Origin of the sequence: Dietzia sp., assembly GCF_036741115.1 — a bacterium.
In the GTDB taxonomy this organism is placed as follows: domain Bacteria; phylum Actinomycetota; class Actinomycetes; order Mycobacteriales; family Mycobacteriaceae; genus Dietzia.
Genome location: NZ_DAINST010000038.1, coordinates 6,647 through 28,526, shown reverse-complemented (window position 1 = coordinate 28,526; position 21,880 = coordinate 6,647). Strand labels below are relative to the sequence as shown.

The 21,880-nt window shown below is 69.5% G+C and carries 20 protein-coding genes and 1 pseudogene; 15 read left to right on the top strand and 6 right to left on the bottom strand.

The genetic code is table 11. From position 1 onward, the window contains the following. Nucleotides 1-273 precede the first annotated feature (273 nt). Nucleotides 274-2,001, bottom strand: a complete 1,728-nt coding sequence (locus tag V7E05_RS07680; protein WP_333619080.1) for an alkaline phosphatase D family protein — start codon at nt 1,999-2,001, stop codon at nt 274-276. A gap of 170 nt (nt 2,002-2,171) precedes the next feature. On the opposite strand from V7E05_RS07680, the gene V7E05_RS07675 reads away from it, so the two are divergent. Together V7E05_RS07675 and V7E05_RS07670 are read left to right on the top strand one after the other, a co-directional pair. Then, nucleotides 2,172-2,588 (top strand): DUF3151 domain-containing protein, encoded by a 417-nt coding sequence (locus V7E05_RS07675; protein ID WP_333619079.1) that lies wholly within the window; start codon nt 2,172-2,174, stop codon nt 2,586-2,588. Between the two features lie 85 nt (nt 2,589-2,673). Further along, nucleotides 2,674-3,837 carry an FUSC family protein gene (locus tag V7E05_RS07670; protein ID WP_333619078.1) on the top strand — a complete coding sequence of 388 codons (1,164 nt, stop codon included), beginning with the start codon at nt 2,674-2,676 and terminating at the stop codon, nt 3,835-3,837. Between the two features lie 177 nt (nt 3,838-4,014). Here the strand turns inward: V7E05_RS07670 and V7E05_RS07665 are convergent, their stop codons facing one another. Further along, nucleotides 4,015-4,497: a DUF4442 domain-containing protein gene (locus tag V7E05_RS07665; protein WP_333619077.1), complete on the bottom strand. Its 483-nt coding sequence runs from the start codon at nt 4,495-4,497 to the stop codon at nt 4,015-4,017. A 182-nt stretch (nt 4,498-4,679) separates the two neighbouring features. Between V7E05_RS07665 and V7E05_RS07660 the strand changes: the two genes are divergently transcribed. After that, nucleotides 4,680-5,231 (top strand): TetR/AcrR family transcriptional regulator, encoded by a 552-nt coding sequence (locus V7E05_RS07660; protein WP_333619076.1) that lies wholly within the window; start codon nt 4,680-4,682, stop codon nt 5,229-5,231. A gap of 93 nt (nt 5,232-5,324) precedes the next feature. Here the strand turns inward: V7E05_RS07660 and V7E05_RS07655 are convergent, their stop codons facing one another. Then, nucleotides 5,325-6,077, bottom strand: a complete 753-nt coding sequence (locus V7E05_RS07655) for a hypothetical protein (RefSeq protein ID WP_333619075.1) — start codon at nt 6,075-6,077, stop codon at nt 5,325-5,327. 163 nt (nt 6,078-6,240) lie between these two features. Here V7E05_RS07655 and V7E05_RS07650 point away from each other — a divergent pair, with 163 nt between their 5' ends. From V7E05_RS07650 to V7E05_RS07640, 3 genes are all read left to right on the top strand, one after another. Then, the gene (locus V7E05_RS07650; protein ID WP_333619081.1) at nt 6,241-7,527 is read left to right on the top strand and encodes an adenylosuccinate synthase; all 1,287 of its coding nucleotides are present in this window, start codon (nt 6,241-6,243) and stop codon (nt 7,525-7,527) included. 230 nt (nt 7,528-7,757) lie between these two features. Further along, nucleotides 7,758-8,147 carry a hypothetical protein gene (locus V7E05_RS07645; RefSeq protein ID WP_333619074.1) on the top strand — a complete coding sequence of 130 codons (390 nt, stop codon included), beginning with the start codon at nt 7,758-7,760 and terminating at the stop codon, nt 8,145-8,147. A gap of 145 nt (nt 8,148-8,292) precedes the next feature. Beyond that, nucleotides 8,293-8,667, top strand: coding sequence for a hypothetical protein (locus V7E05_RS07640; protein ID WP_333619073.1), 375 nt, complete (start codon nt 8,293-8,295; stop codon nt 8,665-8,667). Between the two features lie 104 nt (nt 8,668-8,771). Here V7E05_RS07640 and V7E05_RS07635 read toward each other — a convergent pair whose 3' ends face one another. Then, on the bottom strand, nt 8,772-9,881 hold the full coding sequence (locus V7E05_RS07635; protein WP_333619072.1) for a CaiB/BaiF CoA transferase family protein: 1,110 nt from the start codon (nt 9,879-9,881) through the stop codon (nt 8,772-8,774). A gap of 109 nt (nt 9,882-9,990) precedes the next feature. Between V7E05_RS07635 and V7E05_RS07630 the strand changes: the two genes are divergently transcribed. From V7E05_RS07630 to V7E05_RS07610, 5 genes are all read left to right on the top strand, one after another. After that, nucleotides 9,991-11,133: an ATP-grasp domain-containing protein gene (locus V7E05_RS07630; RefSeq protein ID WP_333619071.1), complete on the top strand. Its 1,143-nt coding sequence runs from the start codon at nt 9,991-9,993 to the stop codon at nt 11,131-11,133. 270 nt (nt 11,134-11,403) lie between these two features. Beyond that, a complete protein-coding gene (locus V7E05_RS07625; RefSeq protein WP_333619070.1) occupies nt 11,404-11,865 on the top strand; it encodes a hypothetical protein in 462 nt (153 codons plus the stop codon). Further along, nucleotides 11,862-13,346 (top strand): alpha/beta hydrolase, encoded by a 1,485-nt coding sequence (locus tag V7E05_RS07620; RefSeq protein WP_333619069.1) that lies wholly within the window; start codon nt 11,862-11,864, stop codon nt 13,344-13,346. The genes V7E05_RS07625 and V7E05_RS07620 overlap by 4 nt, the downstream gene beginning before the upstream one ends. A gap of 52 nt (nt 13,347-13,398) precedes the next feature. Then, nucleotides 13,399-13,812: a rhodanese-like domain-containing protein gene (locus V7E05_RS07615; RefSeq protein ID WP_333619068.1), complete on the top strand. Its 414-nt coding sequence runs from the start codon at nt 13,399-13,401 to the stop codon at nt 13,810-13,812. 76 nt (nt 13,813-13,888) lie between these two features. Continuing rightward, on the top strand, nt 13,889-15,091 hold the full coding sequence (locus V7E05_RS07610) for an O-succinylhomoserine sulfhydrylase (RefSeq protein WP_333619067.1): 1,203 nt from the start codon (nt 13,889-13,891) through the stop codon (nt 15,089-15,091). A 129-nt stretch (nt 15,092-15,220) separates the two neighbouring features. Here V7E05_RS07610 and V7E05_RS07605 read toward each other — a convergent pair whose 3' ends face one another. Together V7E05_RS07605 and V7E05_RS07600 are read right to left on the bottom strand one after the other, a co-directional pair. After that, the gene (locus tag V7E05_RS07605) at nt 15,221-15,589 is read right to left on the bottom strand and encodes a WhiB family transcriptional regulator (protein WP_333619066.1); all 369 of its coding nucleotides are present in this window, start codon (nt 15,587-15,589) and stop codon (nt 15,221-15,223) included. A 284-nt stretch (nt 15,590-15,873) separates the two neighbouring features. After that, nucleotides 15,874-16,656: a hypothetical protein gene (locus tag V7E05_RS07600; RefSeq protein ID WP_333619065.1), complete on the bottom strand. Its 783-nt coding sequence runs from the start codon at nt 16,654-16,656 to the stop codon at nt 15,874-15,876. Nucleotides 16,657-17,188: 532 nt separating this feature from the next. Between V7E05_RS07600 and fgd the strand changes: the two genes are divergently transcribed. The 4 genes and pseudogenes from fgd to V7E05_RS07580 all read left to right on the top strand — a co-directional run. Then, complete coding sequence (fgd, locus tag V7E05_RS07595; RefSeq protein WP_333619064.1) at nt 17,189-18,223, top strand: glucose-6-phosphate dehydrogenase (coenzyme-F420); 1,035 nt, start codon at nt 17,189-17,191, stop codon at nt 18,221-18,223. After that, a complete protein-coding gene (locus V7E05_RS07590; RefSeq protein WP_333619063.1) occupies nt 18,217-18,954 on the top strand; it encodes a suppressor of fused domain protein in 738 nt (245 codons plus the stop codon). The genes fgd and V7E05_RS07590 overlap by 7 nt, the downstream gene beginning before the upstream one ends. Before the next feature lie 81 nt (nt 18,955-19,035). After that, the gene (gene pta, locus V7E05_RS07585) at nt 19,036-21,441 is read left to right on the top strand and encodes a phosphate acetyltransferase (RefSeq protein WP_333619062.1); all 2,406 of its coding nucleotides are present in this window, start codon (nt 19,036-19,038) and stop codon (nt 21,439-21,441) included. A gap of 82 nt (nt 21,442-21,523) precedes the next feature. Continuing rightward, nucleotides 21,524-21,880: pseudogene (locus V7E05_RS07580) on the top strand (acetate kinase); the annotation flags it as partial.

Here is a 21,880-nt window from a genome sequence, read left to right as displayed (position 1 = left end):
GGCTGCTGGGGCGTCGTCATCTGGCTCGTCCTTTCGCGGTGAGCATCCCGGTGGAATCGATATCAATACCGTTGCCGGTATCGCTGCCTACATCGAGTCCGCCGGGATGCGCGACTGATGCGTCACGCTACACGGCGGGTCCGGCAGCCCCGAAGACGCGGACGTCCGCCGTCATAGGGGAGGAGCCCCGACGCGCGGGCGCACCCTCCTCTGTGCCGCCCACACCGGCCTAGGCCCGCGCTAGGGAAGCGCGGGGGCATCGCTAATCGAGCGCTACGACAGCGGCCCAGCGGCCTCGATCGGTCCGGGGCCGTACGGCTTGCGCCAGCTCGCGATGCGGTAGTGGGCGCTGTCCTGGGCCTCGACGTTGTTGAGCGCGAAGTAGTCCATGTGCGCGTAGCCCTCGGTGATCTCGAAGACGCCAAAGCCGTGGCGGTCGAGGTCGACGAAGCGCACGTGGTGGTTGACGGAAGGCAAGGCGTCCTGGGCGGCGAGCGACAGCGGATTGCCCTCGGGCATCTTCAGTGATTCGTTGATGTTCGCCGACGTGACCGACGGGACGACGAACTCGGCACCGACGAGCCCGTCCGTCGGGGTGCCCGCGTGCCACGGCAGATCACACGCCCACGAGGTGTGGATGTCGCCGGTGAGGAACACACAGTTCGAGAGCCCGTCGTCGTGGATCGTGTCGAAGAGGCGGCGTCGCTCGGCGGAGTAGCCGTCCCACTGGTCTGCGTTGTATGGGACGCCGTCCTCCGGCAGGCCCATGAGGTCGGTGAGCCCTTTGGTGACCCGCGGATCGAGCGGTGGGAGGAGAACCGGGGTGATCATCACCGAGTTGCCCACGAGGTTCCAGCGAGCAGTCGAGGACTTGAGCCCAGCGGTGAGCCAGTCGAACTGCGCCGCGCCGGTCATCGTGCGGCCCGGATCATCGATGGCCTTGCCCTGGTAGAACTTCGCCTGCTCGTCACGGTAGGAGCGCAAGTCGAGCATGTTGATCTCGGCGAGCGAACCCCAGCCGAGGCGGCGGTACATCTGGCCGCCGTCGCGGAGGTTCTGCGGGCGCACAGGGAGCCACTCGAAGTACGCCTGCGAGCTGTTGCGCTTGCGGTCGGAGTACGAGCCCTCCTCGGGACGGTGGTTCTCGGCGCCGTTCGCCCACGCGTCGTTCGCGACCTCGTGGTCGTCCCACGTGCAGATCCACGGCACGCGCGCGTGCAGCGCCTGGAGGTCGGGATCGGTGCGATATTGGGCGAGGCGCTGGCGGTAGTCGGCGAGAGAGACGATGTCCCACGCGGGCTCGTGCGTGCGCACCGAACCGTCGAGGCCGCCGTACTGGCCGGCGCCGTACTCGTAGATGTAGTCGCCGAGCTCGATGACCGCGTCGAGATCGCCGCGGGCTGCGAGATGGCGGTAGGCGGCAAAGTAGCCGGCCTCCCAGTTCGAACACGACACCACGCCGAAGCGGGCGCGTCCCGTGGCGGCCCCCGCAGCGGGCGCGGTGCGCGTGCGGCCCACCGGCGAGACCTGGCCCGCCGCGCGGAACCGGAAGAAGTACCAGGAGTCGGGCGCGAGGCCGGTCGCGTCGAGGTTTACCGTGTGGTCGCTGTCCGGGCTGGTGACGACGGAGCCCGCGGCCACCACGTCGCCGAAGTTCTCGTCTCGCGCCATCTCCCATTCAACCGGGGTCGGCGCGCCGAGCCCGGATCCCGGGGTGGCGTCGGGGGAGGGGGTCACGCGGGTCCAGATCATCACGCGGTCCGCCAGCGGATCGCCGGAGGCGACGCCGTGGCGGAAGACCCCGGAGCCCGCCCCGGAACCGTCCTCTGCGGCGGCCGCGGGGATCGCGGACGAGCCGAGTGCATAAGCGGTTCCTGTGGCGGCGGCGCCGAGGGCGCCCGCCTTGAGGACGGTCCGGCGGCGCGGGGCGGCGCCGGTGGCGGGGGCACCCTGGGCAGAGGCGCCGAAGTGCGTGTATCGGGGCAGGTCACGGGAGTTCACGGAACATCATTCAACACGTGGCGGAAGAGGAAAGTCCACCTGGATATGGACGTTCGTCCCATATTTCACCTGTATTTCATCTGAGAGGCACCCGTTCGGGGATGACTTGCGGCGTGAGACGGAAAACGTGCGGGTGCCTCGTGGGCGGAGTGCCGCCTAAGATCGGCGTCATGACTTCTTTCGGTGATTTGCTCGGCCCGCAACCCGTCCGCCTTCCGGGAGACCCGGAGGCCGAGGAGGGCATCGCAGGCGGGGAGGACCCGCGCAAGATCGCGGCGGAGAGTCCGACGGCCTCGATCGCATGGGCGGCGCTCGCGGAGGCCGCGCTTGAGGACGGCGACACCATCGCCGCCTACGCGTTCGCACGCACCGGCTACCACCGCGGCCTCGACCAGCTCCGCAAGAACGGGTGGAAGGGCTTCGGCCCGGTGCCCTTCGACCACGAGCCGAATCAGGGCTTCCTCCGCTGCGTCGCGGCGCTCACCCGCGCGGCACAGACCATCGATGAGGTTGACGAATACGAGCGCTGCTTGGAGTTGCTGAATGAGTGCGATCCGCACGCCACCACGGCTCTCGGCCTGGCGTGAGCGAGTAGACCAAGGCGCCTATAGCTTCTACGCGAGGCTCCCGGAGAGTATCCGGGAGCGCGTTCGGCGAGTGGCGTACGCGCTGGTGCCCAGCCTCCAGTGCGGCATCGGCGCGGCCATCGCGTGGTTTATCGCGAAGGACCTGCTCGGCCACGAGCGGCCGTTCTTCGCGCCCATCGCGGCGACCATCGCGCTCGGAGTGGTCATGGGACCGCGACTGCGGCGCGGCTTCGAGCTGATCATCGGCGCAGTGATCGGTATCGGTCTGGGCGATCTCGTGATCTCGGCGATCGGCTCGGGCCCGTGGCAGATTGCCTTCGTGGTGATCGCCGGGCAGCTCATCGCGGTCTTCCTCGACAAGGGGCTCATCTTCTCGGGGCAGGTGGCGACATCGAGCGTGCTCGTCGCCACGCTCCTGCCGCCGGGGAGTTCGCTCGCGTATGAGCGCATGATCGACGCGTTCATCGGCGGTGTAATCGCGCTGATTCTTCTTGCGCTCGTTCCCGTCCACCCGATCAAGCGGGCTCGGCGGGAGGCGGCCTCCCTCCTCGGCGTCTCTTCTTCGGTGCTCCGAGAGGTGGCGGAGGGGCTCGAGAACCACGATGCCGAGCGCATCGGCGATGCCCTCCAGGCCGCTCGCGACACGCAGGCGGCGATCGATTCGCTGACCCAGCAGGTCAAGGGCGGCGCCGAGGTCGTGCGGATCTCGCCGTTCTACCGGCGCCGGAAGGACGAGCTCGCGGAAATCGAGCGGATCCTCTATCCCTTGGACAACGGGGTGCGCAATATCCGAGTGCTCGCGCGACGTGCCGCGACGGCGGTCGAGGACTCCGTCGTGGTACATCCCAAACTAGTCAACCTCATCGACCACCTCGCCGACGGTCTCGAGGAGTTGCTGCGTTTCGTTGCCCGCACGCCGGGAGCCCCGGACCAGGTGACTCTCACGCGCCAGCTCCGCATGGTCGCGGCGGGTCTGCAGCGTGAGCTCGTCTCGGAGGGCGGGATCACCGAGACCGTCGTCCTCGGGCAGATGCGCTCGATCCTCGTGGACATGTTGCAGGTGGCGGGCCTGTCCAAGATCTCGGCGCTGGCCACGCTTCCCCAGACGGTCTCGAAGCCCGCCGTTACTCCTACGCCCCTCGAAGAGTCGAGCGGGGAGAGCTGGAGTTCTGCGAAGGAGGCCTCGGCGGCGGCGCTGCCGTCCAAGGTGGTCGAGGAGTTGCCAGAAGAGTTCCTCGGGGAGAAGTAGGGGGTGCGTGTGAGCGCCATGGAGCTGGCATCCCTGGTGTCCCACTGGACCCGCCCGTTGCCCGCTCGGCGGCCGACGAGAAGTACCCACGAAGTTCCGTATGTACCCACGAACTCCTAACTTCGTGGGTACTCGCACAACTTCGTGCGAACCCCGAAACGCTCGGCCGACGAACCCTTAGCGCCGTTTGAGCCGGACGTACACCTGTTTACGCACGGTGGCGATGGTCTCGCCGTCCTCCGACACTAGGTCGGTCTCGAACCAGCGCAGGACCTTCGAGCCGTCGGCTGCCTGCTCCCGGATCTCCGCGATGTCTTCGGGAGAGACGCGGAATTCCCCTCGCACGGTGCCCGTGCCGGGCTTCTTGAATGCGATCTCGCCCGCCACGTCCCACACGACGTACTCCGAGCCGAGCTGCTGCATGGTGAGGAACATCCAGAACGGATCGGACATGGAGAACAGCGAACCGCCGAACGCAGTGCCCACATAGTTCGTGTTCCACGGGTGCTTCGCGAGGCGAACGCGGGCGTAGGTGTAGTCGCTGGAGATCTCTTCTACGCGCACGCCGGCGGCGAGATAAGGCGGCCACAGGTTCATGCCCACGGCCATCGCCTTGGGGCTGGACATCAGCTTCTTGAAGGTCGAAACCTGCTGGGCCATGACGTTCTCCGATCGACGGCGCCGAGACGGCGAGAGCTACTATGATTTAGAGCATAATTCCGAGGAGGTGCCCGATGGCAAGTCGGGGAGATGGAGATCACGGGCACGGTTCCGCGCCAGAACCTGCGACTGAACCCGCGCCGCATCGCGGAGCTCGCCGGCGCGGCGGGACCCGCGAGAAGATGGTGCGTACGGCCGCGGACCTGCTCTCTACGGGCGGCGTCGCGGGTACGACGGTGGACCGCGTTCTCGCGGTGAGCGGAGCGCCGCGCGGGTCCGTCTATCACCACTTCCCGGACGGCCGCAGCCAACTCCTCGTCGAGGCCGTGGGGTACGCGGGCGCCTACGTCGAGCGCTCCATCCGCGAGGCCCCGCGCGCCTCGGACGCGCTCGACTCGTTCGTCGCCTTCTGGCGCGCCAGGCTCGAGTCCACCGATTTTCGTGCCGGCTGTCCACTCCTCGCGGCGACGATTGACGACGGGCCCGGCGGCCCGGACGCGCGCGAGATGCAGCTCGTCGCCGCCGACTACCTCGGGCGCTGGGAAGTCGCGCTCGCTGGGCGACTCGAGGACGCCGGGCTCGACACGGCGTCGGCGCGAGAGCGCGCCGAGCAGTCGCTCAGCCTGCTAGAGGGCGCGGTGGCGATGTCGCGGGCGCGCCGCGACATCGGACCGCTCGATTCCGCGGCGTCGGCCATCGGCGTGCTCTTCCGCGCGGCCGCGACACGAGACTGACGCGGCCGGGCCTGCCCGGTGCGCCGGCTCCCGCGCCGCGCTCGAGCCTCGTCCGATGGCCGGCCGACTGCGACCACTGGCTCCCGCGACGCCCTACGGCCGCACGAGCAGCATCGGCTCGACGTGCTTGTACATGCTCGCCCGCTTGACCGGCCGCTTGGCGAGCACGCCGTCGCGCTCGATGAGGATCCCCGGCGTGCCGATTTGCACGGCGCGCGCCTCGAACCACTTCCGGCGCCGCAGCAGCCCGTGTTTCTCGGCCGTGGCGACGCGCACGCCCGGCTCGCCGCTCATGGGGACCAGCTCGACGAACAGCGTGGTGCCCGTGAAGACGTGCTGCGAATCCGCGTACACCTGCCCGTCGAGCGCGCCGCGGTCGGCGCCACGCCACACCGCCCGGCCGACGATCGCCTGCCCGGATTCGTCCCTCGCCAGGTTCGCCGGGCGCGCCGACCCCTCAAGCGCCAAGACCGCCGCCTCGTCGCTGTGCGGCAGGCCGTGGACCGCCGTCGCGGGTCCGGCCTCCGGCGTCACGAATGCCACTTCCCGTTCCAGGTTTTCCGTGCGCATCAACCTGGTCATGACGGCGGAAAGCGCCGTATCCGAGCCCACGACTATGACGCGCCCCGGCGAAGAATCGAGCGCCGCGGCGAGCTCCTTGCGCTCGGGTACCGCCGACAGGCGGCTGACAACGAGCCGCCCGTCCTCCGCAGCCGTGGCGAGCGGGGCCGGGAGCGCGGCCGGATCGTTCCCGGTGGAGTCGGAATCCGCACAGTGGAGCAGGAGCATGCGTCCACTATGCCCGGCGATCCGGCGTGCGAGGAACTGCGCGGAAATGCGCTGCACCACAAGCAACCGTGTCGGTTTTGTCGGGCGCGGCCGGTAACCTTGGTTCCCGGTGCGTCGCCCACATGGCACGCACGGACCGTTTTTCGTCTCCCGAGCTGCGCCGCGCCGGCTGTGTGTCGTGGTGTGGTGGGAGGGCGACTGTTTCGAGGTGAGCGAAGTTATGCCGGCGATCGTGTTGATCGGCGCCCAGTGGGGCGATGAAGGCAAGGGTAAGGCCACCGATATTCTCGGCGGCCGCGTGGACTACGTGGTCAAGCCGAACGGCGGCAACAATGCCGGCCACACAGTGGTCGTGAGCGGGGAGAAGTACGAGCTCAAGCTGCTCCCCGCGGGCATTCTCTCGCCCACCGCCACGCCTGTCATCGGCAACGGCGTCGTGGTCAACCTCGAGGCGCTCTTCGCCGAGATCGATGGGCTCGAGGCTCGCGGCGCGGACACCTCGCGCTTGCGCATCTCCGCGAACGCGCACCTCGTCGCGCCGTACCACCAGGCGCTCGACAAGGTCACCGAGCGCTTCCTCGGCAAGCGCGCGATCGGTACCACGGGCCGCGGCATCGGTCCGGCCTACGCAGACAAGGTCTCGCGCGTCGGCGTGCGCGTACAGGACGTGTTCGACGAGTCGATCCTGCGCCAGAAGATCGAGGGCGCGCTCTACCTCAAGAACCAGACTCTCGTGAAGATCTACAACCGCCGCGAGGTCGAGGTCGAGGAGATGGTCGACTACTTCCTCTCCTACGCCGACCGCCTGCGGCCGATGGTCGCGGACACGACACTCATGCTCAACGAGGCGCTCGAGGACGGAAAGTCCGTGCTCATGGAGGGCGGCCAGGCCACGATGCTCGACGTGGACCACGGCACCTACCCCTTCGTCACATCCTCGAACCCCACCGCCGGCGGTGCCTGCGTGGGCTCGGGCATCGGTCCCACACGGATCACGCACTCGCTCGGCATCGTCAAGGCATACACCACGCGCGTCGGCGCCGGGCCGTTCCCCACGGAGCTCTTCGATAAGTGGGGCGAGTACCTGCAGGTCACCGGCGGAGAGGTGGGGGTCAACACAGGGCGTACCCGCCGCTGCGGCTGGTACGACGCCGTGATCGCCAGGTACGCCGCAAGGGTCAACGGTTTCACGGACTACTTCCTCACCAAGCTCGACGTGCTCACGGGGATCGGGGAGATCCCGATTTGCGTGGCGTACGACATCGACGGCGAGCGCTTCGACGAGATGCCCATGTCGCAGTCGCAGTTCCACCACGCCGAGCCGATCTACGAGACCATGCCCGGCTGGGAAGAGGACATCAGCGGGGCGCGTGAATTCTCGGACCTCCCGCCCGCGGCGAGGGACTACGTGCTCCGCCTCGAGGACCTGGCCAAGTGCCACATGTCGTACATCGGGGTGGGCCCGGGCCGCGACCAGAACGTGGTGCGCCGGGACATCCTGGCTTAGGCGGGTGTGCGGGACGGTGTCGGGGGTCAGCGTCGCGGGACGCTGTCCCGAGCTGGGCGGGCCGCTGCCGCGAAGTGGAGTAGGCCGCCAGTGCGAAGTGGGGCGGGCCGTAGGCGCGGCGGCGTGAGCTGCGCGGGGTAACCGCCCCGCGCAGCTCCTCGATGGACTGGGTAGGACTCGCCGCGCGCCTCTGGCGTCTGCGCGGCACAGACCGACCGAGGAGCCCACTCATGCAGACGGAACCGACCACCTCGTCCCTCTCTTCCGATTCCATCGCGTCGCCGCGATCGAACCGCGAGCGGCCGCGCGCCCTCAGCCGGGGAATGCTCGCCGCGCGGATTGGCGCTGCCGGCGCCCTCGCCGCGACGGCGCTGGCCGGCGGCGCGCTCGCCGCCGGACCGAGCTCGGCCCAGACGCTTCCCGACGCGGGCATCATCCAATCGGGCTCGGCGGCGATCGCCGACGGGTTCGGCGATCCCGGTTCACTCTCCCCGCGCTACCTCTTCGGCCCCGGGCCGGGCGAGATCCGGTGCATGGCGATCACCCCCGGGTGCATGGGACTCATCCCGTACCTGATGACCCAGGTCGGCGGCGGCTCCACCGGCTTCGGCATGGGCTAGGTCCGCCAGCCCTTCGGTGATGCACATCACCCCTCCTGCGCGGCTAACGTTTCGGCTCCCACCGCCGATTGATTGGCGTGGGATCCGCGCGGCGGAACCCGTCGCATAATCCCAGCGCCGCGGCGCATTTCACCAGGAGGCCTCGATGCTTTCGTACACCCGTTCCAGCGGCGCCCGCCGTACCTCCCTCGCCGCCGTGCTCGCCGCGGGCGCCATCGGAACTGCCGCGTTCGCAGGCGCCCCCGTCGCGGGTGCGGAGACGGCAGGCTCGGCCCGGGGCATCGACCTCGGCTCGCTGTCCTCCGCGTCGACCGGTGCCACGGACGCCACCGACGACGACACGGACAACTCCGGCTCGGTGAGCCAGGACAGCCTCGAGGACTTCTTCAGCAGCGATATCGTCCAGGCCGGCGGCATGCTCATCGCGGGCCTCGGCGTCGCGGCCGCCCTCGCGATCGGCGCGGGCCTCCGCGGCGGCGCGTTCAACGACGTGCAGCTGCCCTTCCAGCTCCCGTTCTAGTTCGCGCGGTCTAGGTTCGGATCGCGGGGCGAACTGACCCGAGACCGGAAAAAGGCGCGGCACCACCGCAGGTGGTGCCGCGCCTTTCGTGTTCTCTTTACTCGCTACGTCCAGATCCCCGCAGGGTCAACGGTCTCGCGCGGTGGCGCGGCGGGGACCGGCGACGGGGTGCCGGAGAAGCGCGGCGCGGGCACTGGCCCGGCATCGCCGGCGATCTCGGTGTAGATCCCACGGGCGACGTTGTGCTCATTGGCGAGCGCCTCGGTGTACGAGAGCACCGGTGTCGTGCACGCATCGGTGCCGTCGAAGACCTCCGCCCAGTCGTCTCGGGACTTCGTGGCGAAGCGCGAGGCGATGAGCTCCCGGAGCTCGCCCCAGCGGTCGAAGTCGAACTGGCCCGGAGCCTCGGGCCCGTCGATCTCCAGCAGGCGCGCGAACTCGGCATAGAACTGAGGCTCGAGAGCGCCCACCGCCATGTACCCGCCGTCGGCGCACGCGTAGGTGTCGTAGAACGGGTAGCCAGTGTCGAGCATGTTCGTGCCACGCTTATCGCTCCACTGCCCCCGAGCACGCATGGCCCACTGGAACTGACCGAGCACCGCCGCGCCGTCGACCATCGCGACGTCGATCACCTGCCCGGCGCCCGTCACGCTACGGCTGTAGAGCGCGGCGAGGATTCCGGAAATGCAGAACATCGAGCCGCCGCCGAAATCCGCGCCGAGGTTGAGTGGTGGCACCGGTGCCTCTCCGGCCCGCCCAATCGCATTGAGATGCCCGGTGATGGACAGGTAGTTGATGTCGTGACCCGCGCGTTGTGCCCAGGGGCCGTCCTGACCCCAGCCGGTCATGCGCGCGTACACGAGGCGCGGATTCCGTTCCAGGCACACATCGGGCCCGACGCCCATGCGCTCGGTGACACCCGGGCGAAAGCCCTCGATCAGGACGTCGGCGACCGAGACGAGGCGGAGCAGTTCGGCCAGCCCGGCGTCATCCTTGAGGTTGAGCTCGACGATCCTGCGGCCGCGCCGGGTGATGTGCGCCCAGCCGTCACGGGAGGACTCGGTCTCGCCGGGGCGGAGGACCGTGACCACGTCGGCGCCCATGTCGGCGAGCATCATCGCGGTGTGCGGCCCTGGGCCGATGCCGCCGAGCTCGACCACGCGCAGACCCGCGAGGGTGCCGTTCCCGCTCGTAGGGGTGCTGTCCGTCGTCATTCGGTATGTCCTCCCGTGGTCGTTCGATGCGGGATCGACTGTAACGTGTTCTATTCCGTGCGCGGGCCGTGTCGGCGGAACCCGGCCGGGACCGATACCGTTGGGGGTTATGACCGCCCAGTCTCCGCACAGCTCCGCCGCTTCCGCCGCCGGCGACGCGAGCATCCCGCGCCGCGCTCTCGTGCTCGGGCGGGCCGACGAGGCCGAGGAGATGGCCGCCGCGCTGCGCCGGCTTGGCGTCGCGGTGGCGGTCGCGGTGCTCGAGGCCGCCCCGGATTTCGATCGGCTCGGGGACATCTGCGCCGAGTTCCGCCCGGACGTAGCGGTACCGATCGGACCGGTCGAGGACCCGGGCGTGCTCGACCTGGTCGAGTCGTTCGGCATCGCCATCGCGCCCTCGCGTGCGGGCATCGACATTGGCGCGCGCCGCGACGCCCAGCTCCGCTTCGCCTCCGAGGAACTCGGCCTGCCGGTCGCGCGCTACGCGATGGCGCGGTCCTCGGTCGAGGTCGAGCAGTCCGCCGGCGTGCTCGGCTACCCGTGCATCGTCTCGCCGGCCGAAGCGGGTGCGGGGGAGAGCAGCGTCGTGCTCTCCGCTGGTGACATCCCCGGCGCCTACGGGCGGGCCGGAGGCGGCGACGTGGTCGTCGAGACGCGGGTTTCCGCAGATGTAGAGATCGTGATGCTCGCCGTAGCGGGTGTGTACTTCGAATCCGGCGAGCGCCGCCCAGTGATCCGCTTCTGCGAGCCCATCGGCGTCGCGCGCGGCCCCGAGGGGTACGTCCGCGAGACGTGGCAACCCCAGGAGACGACGGAAGGCGAGTATGACGCCGCGCGCTCCGTTGCCGCGCGCGTGGCCAGGGCCCTCGGCGGCCGCGGCGTGTATGCAGTGCGCATGCTCGTGCGCCGCGGCGACGTGTATTTCGCCGGTGTGGGGACCGGGCCGTCGGCGACGGGCGTGGTGACCCTGTCGAGTCAGCTCTTCGACCAGTGGGCGCTGCATGCCCGGGCGATCGTGGGCGCGCCCAGCGAGGTGACGATGGTGTCCCCTGCCGCGACCTCCGTGCTCGAGGCGTCCGTGCCCGTGGAGAACGTGGGCGCCGCGCTCGACGTCGCCGAGTCCGCCGTGTGGAACTGCGAGCTCTCCAGCGAGCATTCGGCGTGGCGCTATGGCGCGGCGCTCGCCACGGCCGACGACATTCTCGAGGCTCGCGAACGGGCGCGCGCGGTGGCGGACAGGGCGCTGGGATAGGGCCCGACGAGGCGCTGGGGTCGTTCGCCGAGAAGCCGGTGTTGGGCGGCCGGGGCCAGGTGGCTAGCGCCGGAATGCGAGGCCCGGGTGGTCGGCATTCGACGATGTGCCCGCGGGCTGCTGTGGATAATGCGCGCGGCGGATTTCTCTGCTGTGGACAACCGGTTTCCAGGGATTGCGGCGCCCTAGCGTGAGGGCAATGATCAGCCGTGGCCGCACCGAGCGGGCGCGGGCTAGATGCCGATTCGCATCCCCTCGGAAGGAACGCCCATGCCCGCGCCCAGTTCCGAATTTCCCGATCCAGAAGTGCCGTCCAGTGCGCCTGGCCCGTGTTTCGAGGCCGACCTCGCGGTGGCGCCGGGCTCTATTTCCGCCGCTCTCGCTCGGATCGACGCGCTGGCGGAATTCGCGCGTGGGGAGGTTCGCGGGGCCGGGGCGATCGGCCCGCGGCCTTCGCCCTCCGCGATGGCCATGGAGTCGGCCGCAGTGCGGAGCCCGGCGAGCGAGGCGATGGACCGCCTGGCCCGCGCATGTGCCGATTACGCCTCGGCCGCAGCGCTCGATCGCCGCGGTATCCGGATCGACTCGGACCTCGCCTGGCTGCGCCGCGAGCTGAGGGAGCTGGCCTCGGTGGCGCGGAACCGCGTCGCCGCGCTCGCGGCGGAGGACGAGCGCTTCGGCGAGGCGATTCGAGCGGCTGGTGAGGGGCCGGGCACGAGGCACGCGGCATGAGCGCCGGCCTCGCCCTCGCCGCTTCGGGCGCTGCGGGCGATAGCGCCCGCGCTTGGGGCTCCGCGGCCATTGAACTCGCGGTGCTCCGCCGCGATCTGCGCGCCGCATGGCGCGGAGCGGCGGCCGAGGCGACGCTGTCCTCCTCCCGCACGATCGCCGAGCGCATGGACGCCGTGATCGCCGAGCTCGACTACCTCGCCGACGTCCTCGCGGTAGAGGGGGACAAGCTCGAGCGGGCCATCGACTCGGCGGCCGTCGCCGACCAGAACATCAATCAGAGCGGCGGCACGGCGGGCGAGCCCGGCGGCGAGGACCAGCAGCTCCGCGTGGCCTCGGCCGACGCCGCCCTCGTCGCGCGGCTCTCCGCCTCCGCCGCGCTCGATTCCATCCGCGCGCTCGAACAGGGCCCCGTCGACGCCTCGACCGTCGCAGCCTCCGCAGGCCGCGGGCCCCTCGGCGCTGTGCCAGCCGCGCTGCCGGAGGATCCCCGCTCCCTCGGCGCCGTGTGGCACCGGCTCGGCCCGTCCGAGCGTGCGGCGTGGGCGGCCCGCCACCCCGAGCTCTCCGATGCCGCCGGGCTGCCCGCAGGCTCTCGCGACGCGCTCAATCGCGCCGAGGTCGCGGCGGCCCTGGGTGCGGACGGAACGGGCAGGGACGGTTCGGCCTCTCGTCGCCTGACGGCGCTGGCCGGGCATCTCCGCGACCATCCCGGCGCGCGGGTCCTCACGCTGCGGCCCGATGGTCGCGGTGCCGTGGCCGAGGGAGATCCGGGCCGCGCGGGCAGGGTGGTCACCCTCGTTCCCGGCACCGGTTCGTCCCTCGAATCCCTCGGCGTCTCCGCGGAGCGGGTGGCGGCCGCGTGTGCGGCGGCGGGTAGCAGCCGGGGCGCCAATGGACGTGGGCCGAACGAAGCCGCGGGGACGGAGCCGTGCGTCGCTGTCGTGTGGCAGGACTACGAGGCGCCGCAGGACCTGCTCTCGGCCGCGTTCGACGAGACGCCGGCACGCGAGGGCGCCCCGGCCCTGCGCGATTTCCAGGCAGGGCTCCGCGCCATCACCGGCGGTGAGCTCGACGTGCTCGGGTACAGCTACGGCGGCATCGTCGCCGGCGAGGCCACGGCCGGCGGCGAGAGCCTCCCCGCCGACGGCCTGCTCTTCGTCGGCTCTCCTGGGGTCGCTCCGCCTGCCGATGCCCCCGGCGGTGGCGCCGGATGCGCAGACGGCGTCTCCGGCCTGTCCCTCCTCGACGCCGAGGGTCGAGCCCACGGTGGAGACGCCGAGTCCGTCGGAGCGGTGGCGCAGCGCTGGGACGCGGTGCCGTGGTGGGCGATTACTGGGACGTACGGGCCGAACCCCGCGGGCGGCGGTTTCGGGGCCGCCTCGGCGACCGTGGGCGGGGCGCCGGACCACGGCGGCTACTTCGACCGGGGCACCGAAAGCCTCGCGGAGATCGGCCGCGCCCTCGCGGGATTCGGCCGATGAGCGCGGCGGCCGAGAATCGGACAGGACGAAATGGACCTGCTGTAATGGACCCATGTCTGCTTCGATCGAAACCGCGAGCCCGCAGGAAACCTGGGAGGCCCTCGCCTCGGACCCGGACGCCGTCCTCATCGACGTGCGCACCACCGCCGAGTGGGCGTGGGTGGGCGTCCCTGACACCAGCGCGATCGGGCGCCCCGTGGTCTATGCCGAGTGGCTCGACGTCCACGGGGAGCAGAACGAACGCTTTCTCGCGGAACTCGACGAGGCCGGGGTCGGCCCGCGGTCGAAGGCGTACTTCCTGTGCAGGTCGGGCGCCAGGTCGCAGAGTGCGGCGGAGGCCGCCGCGGGGAAAGTGGCGTCCGCAGTCAACGTGAGTGGTGGCTTCGAGGGGCCTCTCGACTCCGAAGGGCACCGGGGCGCGCAGGCCGGTTGGAAGGTTGCGGGGCTGCCCTGGCGCCAGGGTTGAGCCGGGGCGGATGTGCACATCGGCGCCGTCCGCGCGAAGATGTGCAGAGATTAATCGATAAGGGAATCAGGGAGATATGCAGAACAATCGACTGCCGGAGGGCCTCCATCCGGACACGCTCGCCGTGCGAGCCGGGCAGAAGCGCACCGGGTTCGAGGAGACCAGCGAGCCGCTGTTCCTCAACTCGGGCTACGTCTACGCCGATGCGGCCAGCGCCGAGGCCGCGTTCTCCGGCGACATCGAGCGATTCGTCTACTCTCGATACGCGAACCCCACGGTCGACATGTTCGAAAAGCGCCTCGCCGCTCTCGAGGGGTCCGAGGCCGCGTACGCGACGGCCTCGGGCATGTCCGCGGTGTTCGTCGCACTCTCCGCGCTGCTGCCTGCGGGCTCTCGCCTCGTCGCCTCACGCTCGCTCTTCGGTTCGTGCTTCGTGATCTGCGACGAAATCCTTCCCCGCTGGGGCGTCGAGACCGTGTTCGTCGACGGCAAGGACCTCGATCAGTGGCGAGAGGCTTTGTCGCAGCCGACGGATGCCGTGTTCTTCGAGACCCCCTCGAACCCCACGCAGGAGATCGTCGACATCCGCGCCGTCTCCGAGTTGGCGCACGCTGCCGGCGCGTCCGTAGTGGTCGACAACGTCTTCGCCACGCCGCTCCTGCAGCGTCCGCTCGAGCTCGGTGCCGATGTGGTCGTGTACTCGGCGACCAAGCACATGGACGGCCAGGGCCGCGTGCTCGGTGGTGCGATCTGCGGAACCGCGGAGTTCATCGGCGGGCCGGTCAAGGAACTCATGCGGCATACGGGCCCGGGGATGAGCCCCTTCAACGCCTGGGTCCTTCTCAAGGGCCTCGAGACGATGTCGCTGCGCGTCGGGCGCATGTCCGATTCCGCGCTGGCGATCGCGCGCTTCCTCGAATCTCACCCGGCAGTCGCGTGGGTCACCTACCCGCAGCTTGAATCGCACCCGCAGTTCGAGCTCGCGTCCTCGCAGATGTCCGGCGGCGGTTCCATCGTGACCTTCGGCCTCGAGGGCGCGGATGCCGAGGCGCAGAAAAAGGCCTGCTACAAGGTCCTCGACTCCATCGAAGTGATCGACATCTCGAATAACCTCGGCGATTCGAAGTCGCTGATCACCCACCCCGCGACCAGCACGCACAAGTCGATGGCGCCGGAGGCGAAGGCCGCCATCGGCCTCGGCGACGACCTGCTCCGCCTCTCCGTGGGCCTCGAGCATGTCGACGACCTCATCGCCGATCTTCGCCGCGGCCTGGATTAGGCCTGGATTAGGCCTGGATTAGGCCTGGATTAGGCCCGGCCCAGACCGGGGATGCGAGCCGGGTCTAGCGCGAAAGGTCCTGCGCGAAGCCCCGCGCGCCGGGCCCGGCCTAATCCCAGCTCTTGCAGCTCAGCGGCGCCGCGCGCCAGCGGTGACGAGCTCCCTCTCGGGCTCCGCGGCGTGCGCGAGCTCCTCGGCGATGCGGTCCCGGCCGGCCTGGCCGGGAGCGTGGGAGAGGATCCGCAGGCGCTGGTTCTCGGTGAGTCCGCCCCAAACGCCGTAGCGCTCGCCCGTTCGGAGGGCGTGCGCCCTGCAGGTCGCCAGCACCGGGCACTCCTCGCAGATGCGCGCGGCATCGCGCTCATTGCGCCGCCGCTGGCCCCGCGGCGTGTCCTCGGAGTGGAAGAACAACTCCACCGGCTGCGACTGGCAGGCGCCCATGGTGCGCCAGGCCCAGAAGTCCACGGTGGGAATCAATCTGCCGGAGTCGATCGGCATGCCATACCCCTGTCATCTCGGGAACATCTGCGTCCGGAATGTTGCCCGAGGGGCGAGTTACGAACCCGCCCCGCGATGCCGCCCTGCGGAAACCCAATAGCCACCCAGGCCGGTGGCCTGAACTGCGAAAACTCAATTTCCCGTGGGGCGCAACGATTCTGAACGCAGTTTCACATTCTGGCAGTCAGAAAGGTGCCGTGGGTTAACGGCAGTAAGCGGAATCGTGAAAACTATGTGGTCTCGGGGGTCGGGAAAGGAACGTGGGCGAAACGTATCGGCGCGTGCTACTCGGAGCCGGCACCCGAATTCGTCGTCGGCGCGGAGCCCCCGGATCCCTTGCCGGCGCCTGTGCCCGCACCCGAGCTCGTCGGCGCCACCGACTCGGTGGTCGACACGGTCTCGGTCTCCGAGGAAGTCGGCGTGCCGGTCTTGCCCGGATCGGCATTCGGATCCTGCTGCGCGGAGATCGGCCACGCGAGGGTCAGGTCTCCGGAGAGCGGAGTGTCGAGGCTGCGCTTGGTGGAGAACTCGATGCACACGGTCTCCGGCTGCCCGGCGGTGGACTTCGTGCCGGGGCCGAGGGTGATCGGCACGTTGTTGGACGGTGCATCGAGAGCGCCGGGTTCGTCGGTGCCGACGATCGGCTCGACATCGGGCTCCTCGAACAGCGAGGAGGAGCACACGCCGGTCGGCGAGTAGGCCATGCGGATCTGCAGGGACTTCGCGGCCTCGGCGTCTCCGGAGAAGAGCTCGCCGGATTGGATACGCACCACGCTCGGCGTGGTCGAGCCGGTCTGGTTGCGAAGCGTGAGCGGCTGATAGACGTTCTGCTCGCCGAGCGCGCCGAGGTCCACACGCACGGGGAAAACGCCATTGCCCAGCTTGTCGAGCGGGGACGTCCAGGTTGCGCCGTAGTCGGAAGAGGACTCCACGGTCCACGAGGAGCCGGCGAGCTGGGCTTCGGTCTCGGACTTCTGCTCGTCGGGAGAGACGAGGGTCGCGGCGAATCCCACGGAGGTCAGACAGGAGAGCGCGGCGATGGTCGACACGGCGAGTCGAAATCGCATCCGCACTCCTTTCAGTGCCCCTGGTCGATAGCTTCTCCGCTTCCCGCGCGGTCCCGTCCTCGGCTTTCCAACGGAAGGTATTTCGGTATCGAATTGTTACATTTCTCGACCCGGTAGGGAAGCCCGACATGCGGCCTCCCCCCTTTGGGGCGGTGGCCCGGCAAGCATCGAGAATACCGACTCGATCCTGGGCAGAACCTGCGAAAACACCTCCAGGGAGCCGAGAACTCGCGGTGTGAATCCGACGCGGCCGCAGCGCCCGCGAGCCGAGCTCGCCAACGGGGCACCGGCCCGCCGCACGGAACCGCAAGCCTCGAGCTCCGCGCCCCGGCCGCCACCTCCGAATCACTTCCGGTGCGGGAGCGCGGTTCCGCCGGCGGGCGCGCGGGATCCCGGCCCGCCCCACGGCCGAGGGCCCGCCGTAAATGGGAGGGCAGGGGCGCGTGGCACGCCCGCCGTCATTCGGCATACGGTGAGAGGAAGAGCACAGCTCAGCCCACCACAAACTACAGGCACACCAGGAGGCCACCGGATGTCAGAGCATTCGTCGTTGAAGTTCGGATTCAAGGCCTCGGCCGAGCAGTTCGACCCGCGCGAGCTCGTCGAGATCGCCGTGCTCGCCGAGCAGGCCGGAATGGACTCGGCGACGGTCTCCGACCACTTCCAGCCCTGGCGGCACAACGGTGGGCACGCACCGTTTTCCCTCGCGTGGATGACGGCGGTGGGCGAGCGCACCGAGCGGCTGCAGCTCGGCACGTCCGTCCTCACACCGACCTTCCGCTACAACCCGGCGGTCATCGCGCAGGCGTTCGCCACGATGGGCTGCCTCTACCCGGGCCGCATCTTCCTCGGCGTAGGGACGGGCGAGGCGCTCAACGAGATCGCCACGGGCTTCGACGGCGAATGGCCCGAGTTCAAGGAGCGCTTCGCACGTCTCCGCGAATCGGTGCGGCTCATGCGCGCGCTGTGGACGGGAGAGACCACGAGCTTTGAGGGCGATTACTACTCGACCAAGGACGCCTTCCTCTACGACGTCCCCGAAGACGGCATCCCCGTCTACGTGGCCGCGGGTGGGCCGGTAGTCGCGAAGTACGCCGGGCGCGTCGGCGACGGCTTCATCTGCACCTCGGGCAAGGGCATGGAGCTCTACACCGACAAGCTCGTGCCGGCGCTCAAGGAAGGCGCGGGGATCAACGAGCGCGACCCGGAGGCGATCGACCGGATGATCGAGATCAAGATCTCGTACGACCGCGACCCCGAGGCCGCGCTGGAGAACACGCGCTTCTGGGCGCCGCTGTCGCTGACCCCCGAGCAGAAGCACTCCGTCGATTCCTCGGTGGAAATGGAGCGGCTCGCGGACGAGCTGCCCATCGAGCAGGTCGCCAAGCGCTGGATCGTCGCCTCGACGCCCGAAGAGGTTCTCGAGCAGCTCCAGCCGTACGTGTCCGCGGGGCTCAATCACCTCGTCTTCCACGCGCCCGGCCACGATCAGCGGCGCTTCCTCCAGCAGTTCTCCGAGGACCTGCTCCCGGCGTTCGCCGATCTCGAGGTGCCGAGCCAGTGGTAGCCGACGGATCCGAGGGGCTCTCCGGCCCCTCCGACCTCACCGGGCTCGACCCGCTGCTCGTCGAGGGCATGCGCGTGCTGCGCTACCCGCACACCACGGAGCCGGACGAGAACGGCGACACTGCCGAGTGGCACTGCGACGTGGTGGTCGCCGACGGCGTCCCCGCTCCCGGCTACTCCACTTACGCGACTTCGGGTGTCCGCGCCTTTCCCACCAACCTGACGACGGAGGACGGCCGCGCCATGCGGACCGAATTCGTCCTCGCGGCGCGGACCGCTGCGCGGGAGGCGGCGGACGTGATCGACGCGTGCGCGCTGGCCGCGGCCAACGGCTCGTTCCACCTGGCGCTCGGGGCGGTGATCCCCGATGCGGTCCGCCACGCCGCCCCGAACGCGCGCTGCGAGCACGTGCTCCTCGTCCAGCCCTTCCTGTGGCCGGAGCTCGAGGTCCTGCGGGACGTCGAGCCGGGGGATGGGGATGACGGCGCCGCGCCGGGTTCCGCCGCCGGCTCCGATCCCGCGGCCGGGTCCGCCGCGGATCCCGATCCTGCCTCCGAGCCGGGCGCCTTCGGTGTTCCCGCCGGGCCGTACGTACTCACGCGGCTGCAGGCCGTGCCCATCACCGGCGGCGAGCTCCGGCTCGCGGCGGAGAGGGGCGCCGAGGCTCTGATGGAGCGACTCGAGGCAAAGCGCGCCGACGTCTCGAACCTCGACCGGCCATCGGTGGTCTAGAGGGCGGTCCGGGATCGGCTCGGGTTCCCGGCCGATCCGCCTGCGCCGACTCCGGTGCGGCCGAGCTGGCAAACTGGTGGGGTGAGCACATCGAAGTCCGCCGGTAGCAACGACGGAAAGAAGTCGAAGGCCGGCAAGAAGAAGTCCACGAAGGCCTCGTCTCCGTCGAAGGCCGAATCAGGGGCCGAATCCAGGGCCGAGGCCAAGGCTTCCGCGAAGGCCTCTTCCGAGTCGAAGACGAAGAAGAACTCGACCGCGAAGCCCTCGAAGGCGAAGTCTTCGTTAAAGCCGAAGACGAAGGCATCGTCCAAGACATCGGCAAAGTCTTCGAGGAAGTCCTCGCCCAAGGCCACCACCCGGCCCACGACGAAGCCCGCGAGCCGGAACACGTCCAAGGCGAAGCACGCGAAAGCAGAGGACGCGACCGCGGCCAGCGTCTTCGTCGTCGCCTCCGAGGGCGCGACCGGAAAGTCCACGGTCGCCCTCGGCCTCCTCCGCTTCCTCGCGGGCACCGTGCAGAAGGTCGGCGTGTTCCGCCCCATCGCGCCGTGCGCGGAGGACGAGACCGACTCGATCCTCGAGATGCTCATGCAGCACACCACCGTGGACATCCCGTACGTCGATTGCATCGGCGTCTACGGCGACCTCTTCCGCTCGAACCCCGAGGAGCACCTCGACGAGATCGTGCAGCGCTATCACGCGGTCGCCGACCAGTGCGACGCCGTCGTCGTACTCGGCTCGGACTACACGGGCGTCGCCTACCCTCCGGAATTCGATGTCAACGCGCAGATCGCCGCGAACCTCGGCATAGGCGTGCTCCTCGTGGTCAAGTCCGACAATCGCGAGCCCGAGGACATCCTCGGCAACGCCGAGGCCTCGCTGCAGGAGATCCGCGGCCATCACGCCCACCCGGTCGCCGTCGTCGCCAACCGATGCGATGCCGATCGGCTCGACGACATCGCCGATGCGCTCTCCGCGACCGAACTCCCGGTCTGGGCGGTGCCCGAAGACCCGATCCTCGTCGCGCCCACGATGGGCGAACTCATGGAGGCGCTCGACGGCGAGCTCTACGCCGGCGATCCCGCGCTCCTCGACCGGGAGGCCATGCACATGATGGTCGGCGGGATGACCGCCGACAGGATCCTCGAGCGCCTCCGCGACGGTCAGGTCGTCATCGTGCCAGCCGATCGCACAGACGCAGTTCTCGCGCTGGCCTCCGCCCATAACGCCGAGGGCTTCCCCTCGCTCGCCGGGATGGTGTGGAACGGCGGGGTCGAGCCGTCCGTCGAGCTCGACCGCCTTCTCCGCGGGCTCAAGCCGTCGATGCCGATCGTCACCACCGAACACGGGACGTACGAGACGGCCGCGATCGCCGCCCACACCCGGGGGAAGATCAATTCGAGCTCGGGCCGCAAGGTGGAATCGGCCTTGTCGCTCATGGAGAAGTACGTCGATACCGACGCGCTGCTCGACCGGCTGCAGGTCCAGATCCCCGACGTGGTCACGCCGCAGATGTTCGAGTACAGGCTCCTCGAGCAGGCTCGCGCCGACCGGCGTCATATCGTGCTTCCCGAGGGAGACGACGACAGGATCCTCCACGCCGCGGGGCGGCTCGTGCGCCGCGATGTCGCGCGCCTCACGATCCTCGGCGACGTCGACGCGGTCGCATCGCGCGCCGAGGAGCTCGGCATCGATCTCGGCGACACCGCGATCCTCGACCCCGAGAACAGCAAGTACGCAGAGCGTTTCGCGAAGAAGTACGCGAAGCTGCGCGCGCACAAGGGCATCACTCTCGAGCAGGCGCGCGAGCGCATGCGCGACATCTCTTACTTCGGCACGATGATGGTCCTCGAGGGCCTCGCCGACGGCATGGTCTCCGGCGCCGCGCACACCACGGCGCACACGATCCGCCCGTCGCTCGAGGTGATCAAGACCAAGCCGGGCGTCAACACGGTGTCCTCGGTGTTCTTCATGTGCCTCGCCGACCACGTCCTCGCGTTCGCGGACTGCGCGGTGGTGCCCGACCCCAGCTCGGAGCAGCTCGTCGACATCGCCGTGTCCTCTGCGGAGACGGCCGAGCAGTTCGGCATCGATCCGCGCGTCGCGCTGCTCTCGTACTCGACCGGCACGTCGGGGACGGGCGAGGAGGTCGAGAAGGTGCGCGCCGCCTCGGAGGTGACCAAGGAGCGCCTCGACTATCCGGTCGAGGGGCCGATCCAGTTCGACGCGGCCGTCGACGCGACCGTCGCGGCGAAGAAGATGCCGGATTCCGAGGTCGCGGGCAACGCAACTGTGCTCATCTTCCCGGACCTCAATACCGGCAACAACACGTACAAGGCAGTGCAGCGCACCGCCGGAGCGGTCGCTGTCGGTCCGGTGCTCCAGGGCCTCAACAAGCCGATCAACGACCTCTCCCGCGGCGCGCTCGTCGAGGACATCGTCAACACGGTCGCGATCACCGCCATTCAAGCGCAGGCTCAGGCGTAAGCACCTCGCAGGCATGGGCGCCGCGCAGAAATAAGCACGAGCTCGGCCCCAGACCCGACAGAAGTAGAGAGGGGGACGAAGCGTGTCTCGCGTGCTCGTCATCAATTCCGGTTCCTCGAGCCTCAAGCTCCAGATCGTCGACACCGAGGGCACGGTCTACGCGACCTCGCTCGCGGAGCGGATCGGGGAGACCGATTCGGTCGTGCATGTCACGCGCGGCTCTGACGGCGAGCGCCGCGATCGCACCGTCGACCTCGAGAACCACAGCGAGGCACTCGAGGTGGTGCTCGAGCTCGTCGGCGAACTCGGGGTCCATCCCGACGACATCGGGGTGGAGATCGTGGGGCACCGCGTGGTCCACGGCGGTTCCGAGTTCACCCAGCCCACGCTCGTGGACGCCGCCGTCGAGCAGGCGATCGAGCGTCTCGCCGAGCTCGCG

Coding starts and splice junctions, on each gene's coding strand:
- V7E05_RS07635 (WP_333619072.1), bottom strand. CDS start 9,881: ATGACGACGGACAGCACCCCTACGAGCGGGAACGGCACCCTCGCGGGT.
- fgd (WP_333619064.1), top strand. CDS start 17,189: ATGTCAGAGCATTCGTCGTTGAAGTTCGGATTCAAGGCCTCGGCCGAG.
- V7E05_RS07650 (WP_333619081.1), top strand. CDS start 6,241: ATGCCGGCGATCGTGTTGATCGGCGCCCAGTGGGGCGATGAAGGCAAG.
- V7E05_RS07620 (WP_333619069.1), top strand. CDS start 11,862: ATGAGCGCCGGCCTCGCCCTCGCCGCTTCGGGCGCTGCGGGCGATAGC.
- V7E05_RS07600 (WP_333619065.1), bottom strand. CDS start 16,656: ATGCGATTTCGACTCGCCGTGTCGACCATCGCCGCGCTCTCCTGTCTG.
- V7E05_RS07640 (WP_333619073.1), top strand. CDS start 8,293: ATGCTTTCGTACACCCGTTCCAGCGGCGCCCGCCGTACCTCCCTCGCC.
- V7E05_RS07645 (WP_333619074.1), top strand. CDS start 7,758: ATGCAGACGGAACCGACCACCTCGTCCCTCTCTTCCGATTCCATCGCG.
- V7E05_RS07665 (WP_333619077.1), bottom strand. CDS start 4,497: ATGGCCCAGCAGGTTTCGACCTTCAAGAAGCTGATGTCCAGCCCCAAG.
- V7E05_RS07605 (WP_333619066.1), bottom strand. CDS start 15,589: ATGCCGATCGACTCCGGCAGATTGATTCCCACCGTGGACTTCTGGGCC.
- V7E05_RS07630 (WP_333619071.1), top strand. CDS start 9,991: ATGACCGCCCAGTCTCCGCACAGCTCCGCCGCTTCCGCCGCCGGCGAC.
- V7E05_RS07625 (WP_333619070.1), top strand. CDS start 11,404: ATGCCCGCGCCCAGTTCCGAATTTCCCGATCCAGAAGTGCCGTCCAGT.
- V7E05_RS07610 (WP_333619067.1), top strand. CDS start 13,889: ATGCAGAACAATCGACTGCCGGAGGGCCTCCATCCGGACACGCTCGCC.
- V7E05_RS07660 (WP_333619076.1), top strand. CDS start 4,680: ATGGTGCGTACGGCCGCGGACCTGCTCTCTACGGGCGGCGTCGCGGGT.
- V7E05_RS07615 (WP_333619068.1), top strand. CDS start 13,399: ATGTCTGCTTCGATCGAAACCGCGAGCCCGCAGGAAACCTGGGAGGCC.
- V7E05_RS07675 (WP_333619079.1), top strand. CDS start 2,172: ATGACTTCTTTCGGTGATTTGCTCGGCCCGCAACCCGTCCGCCTTCCG.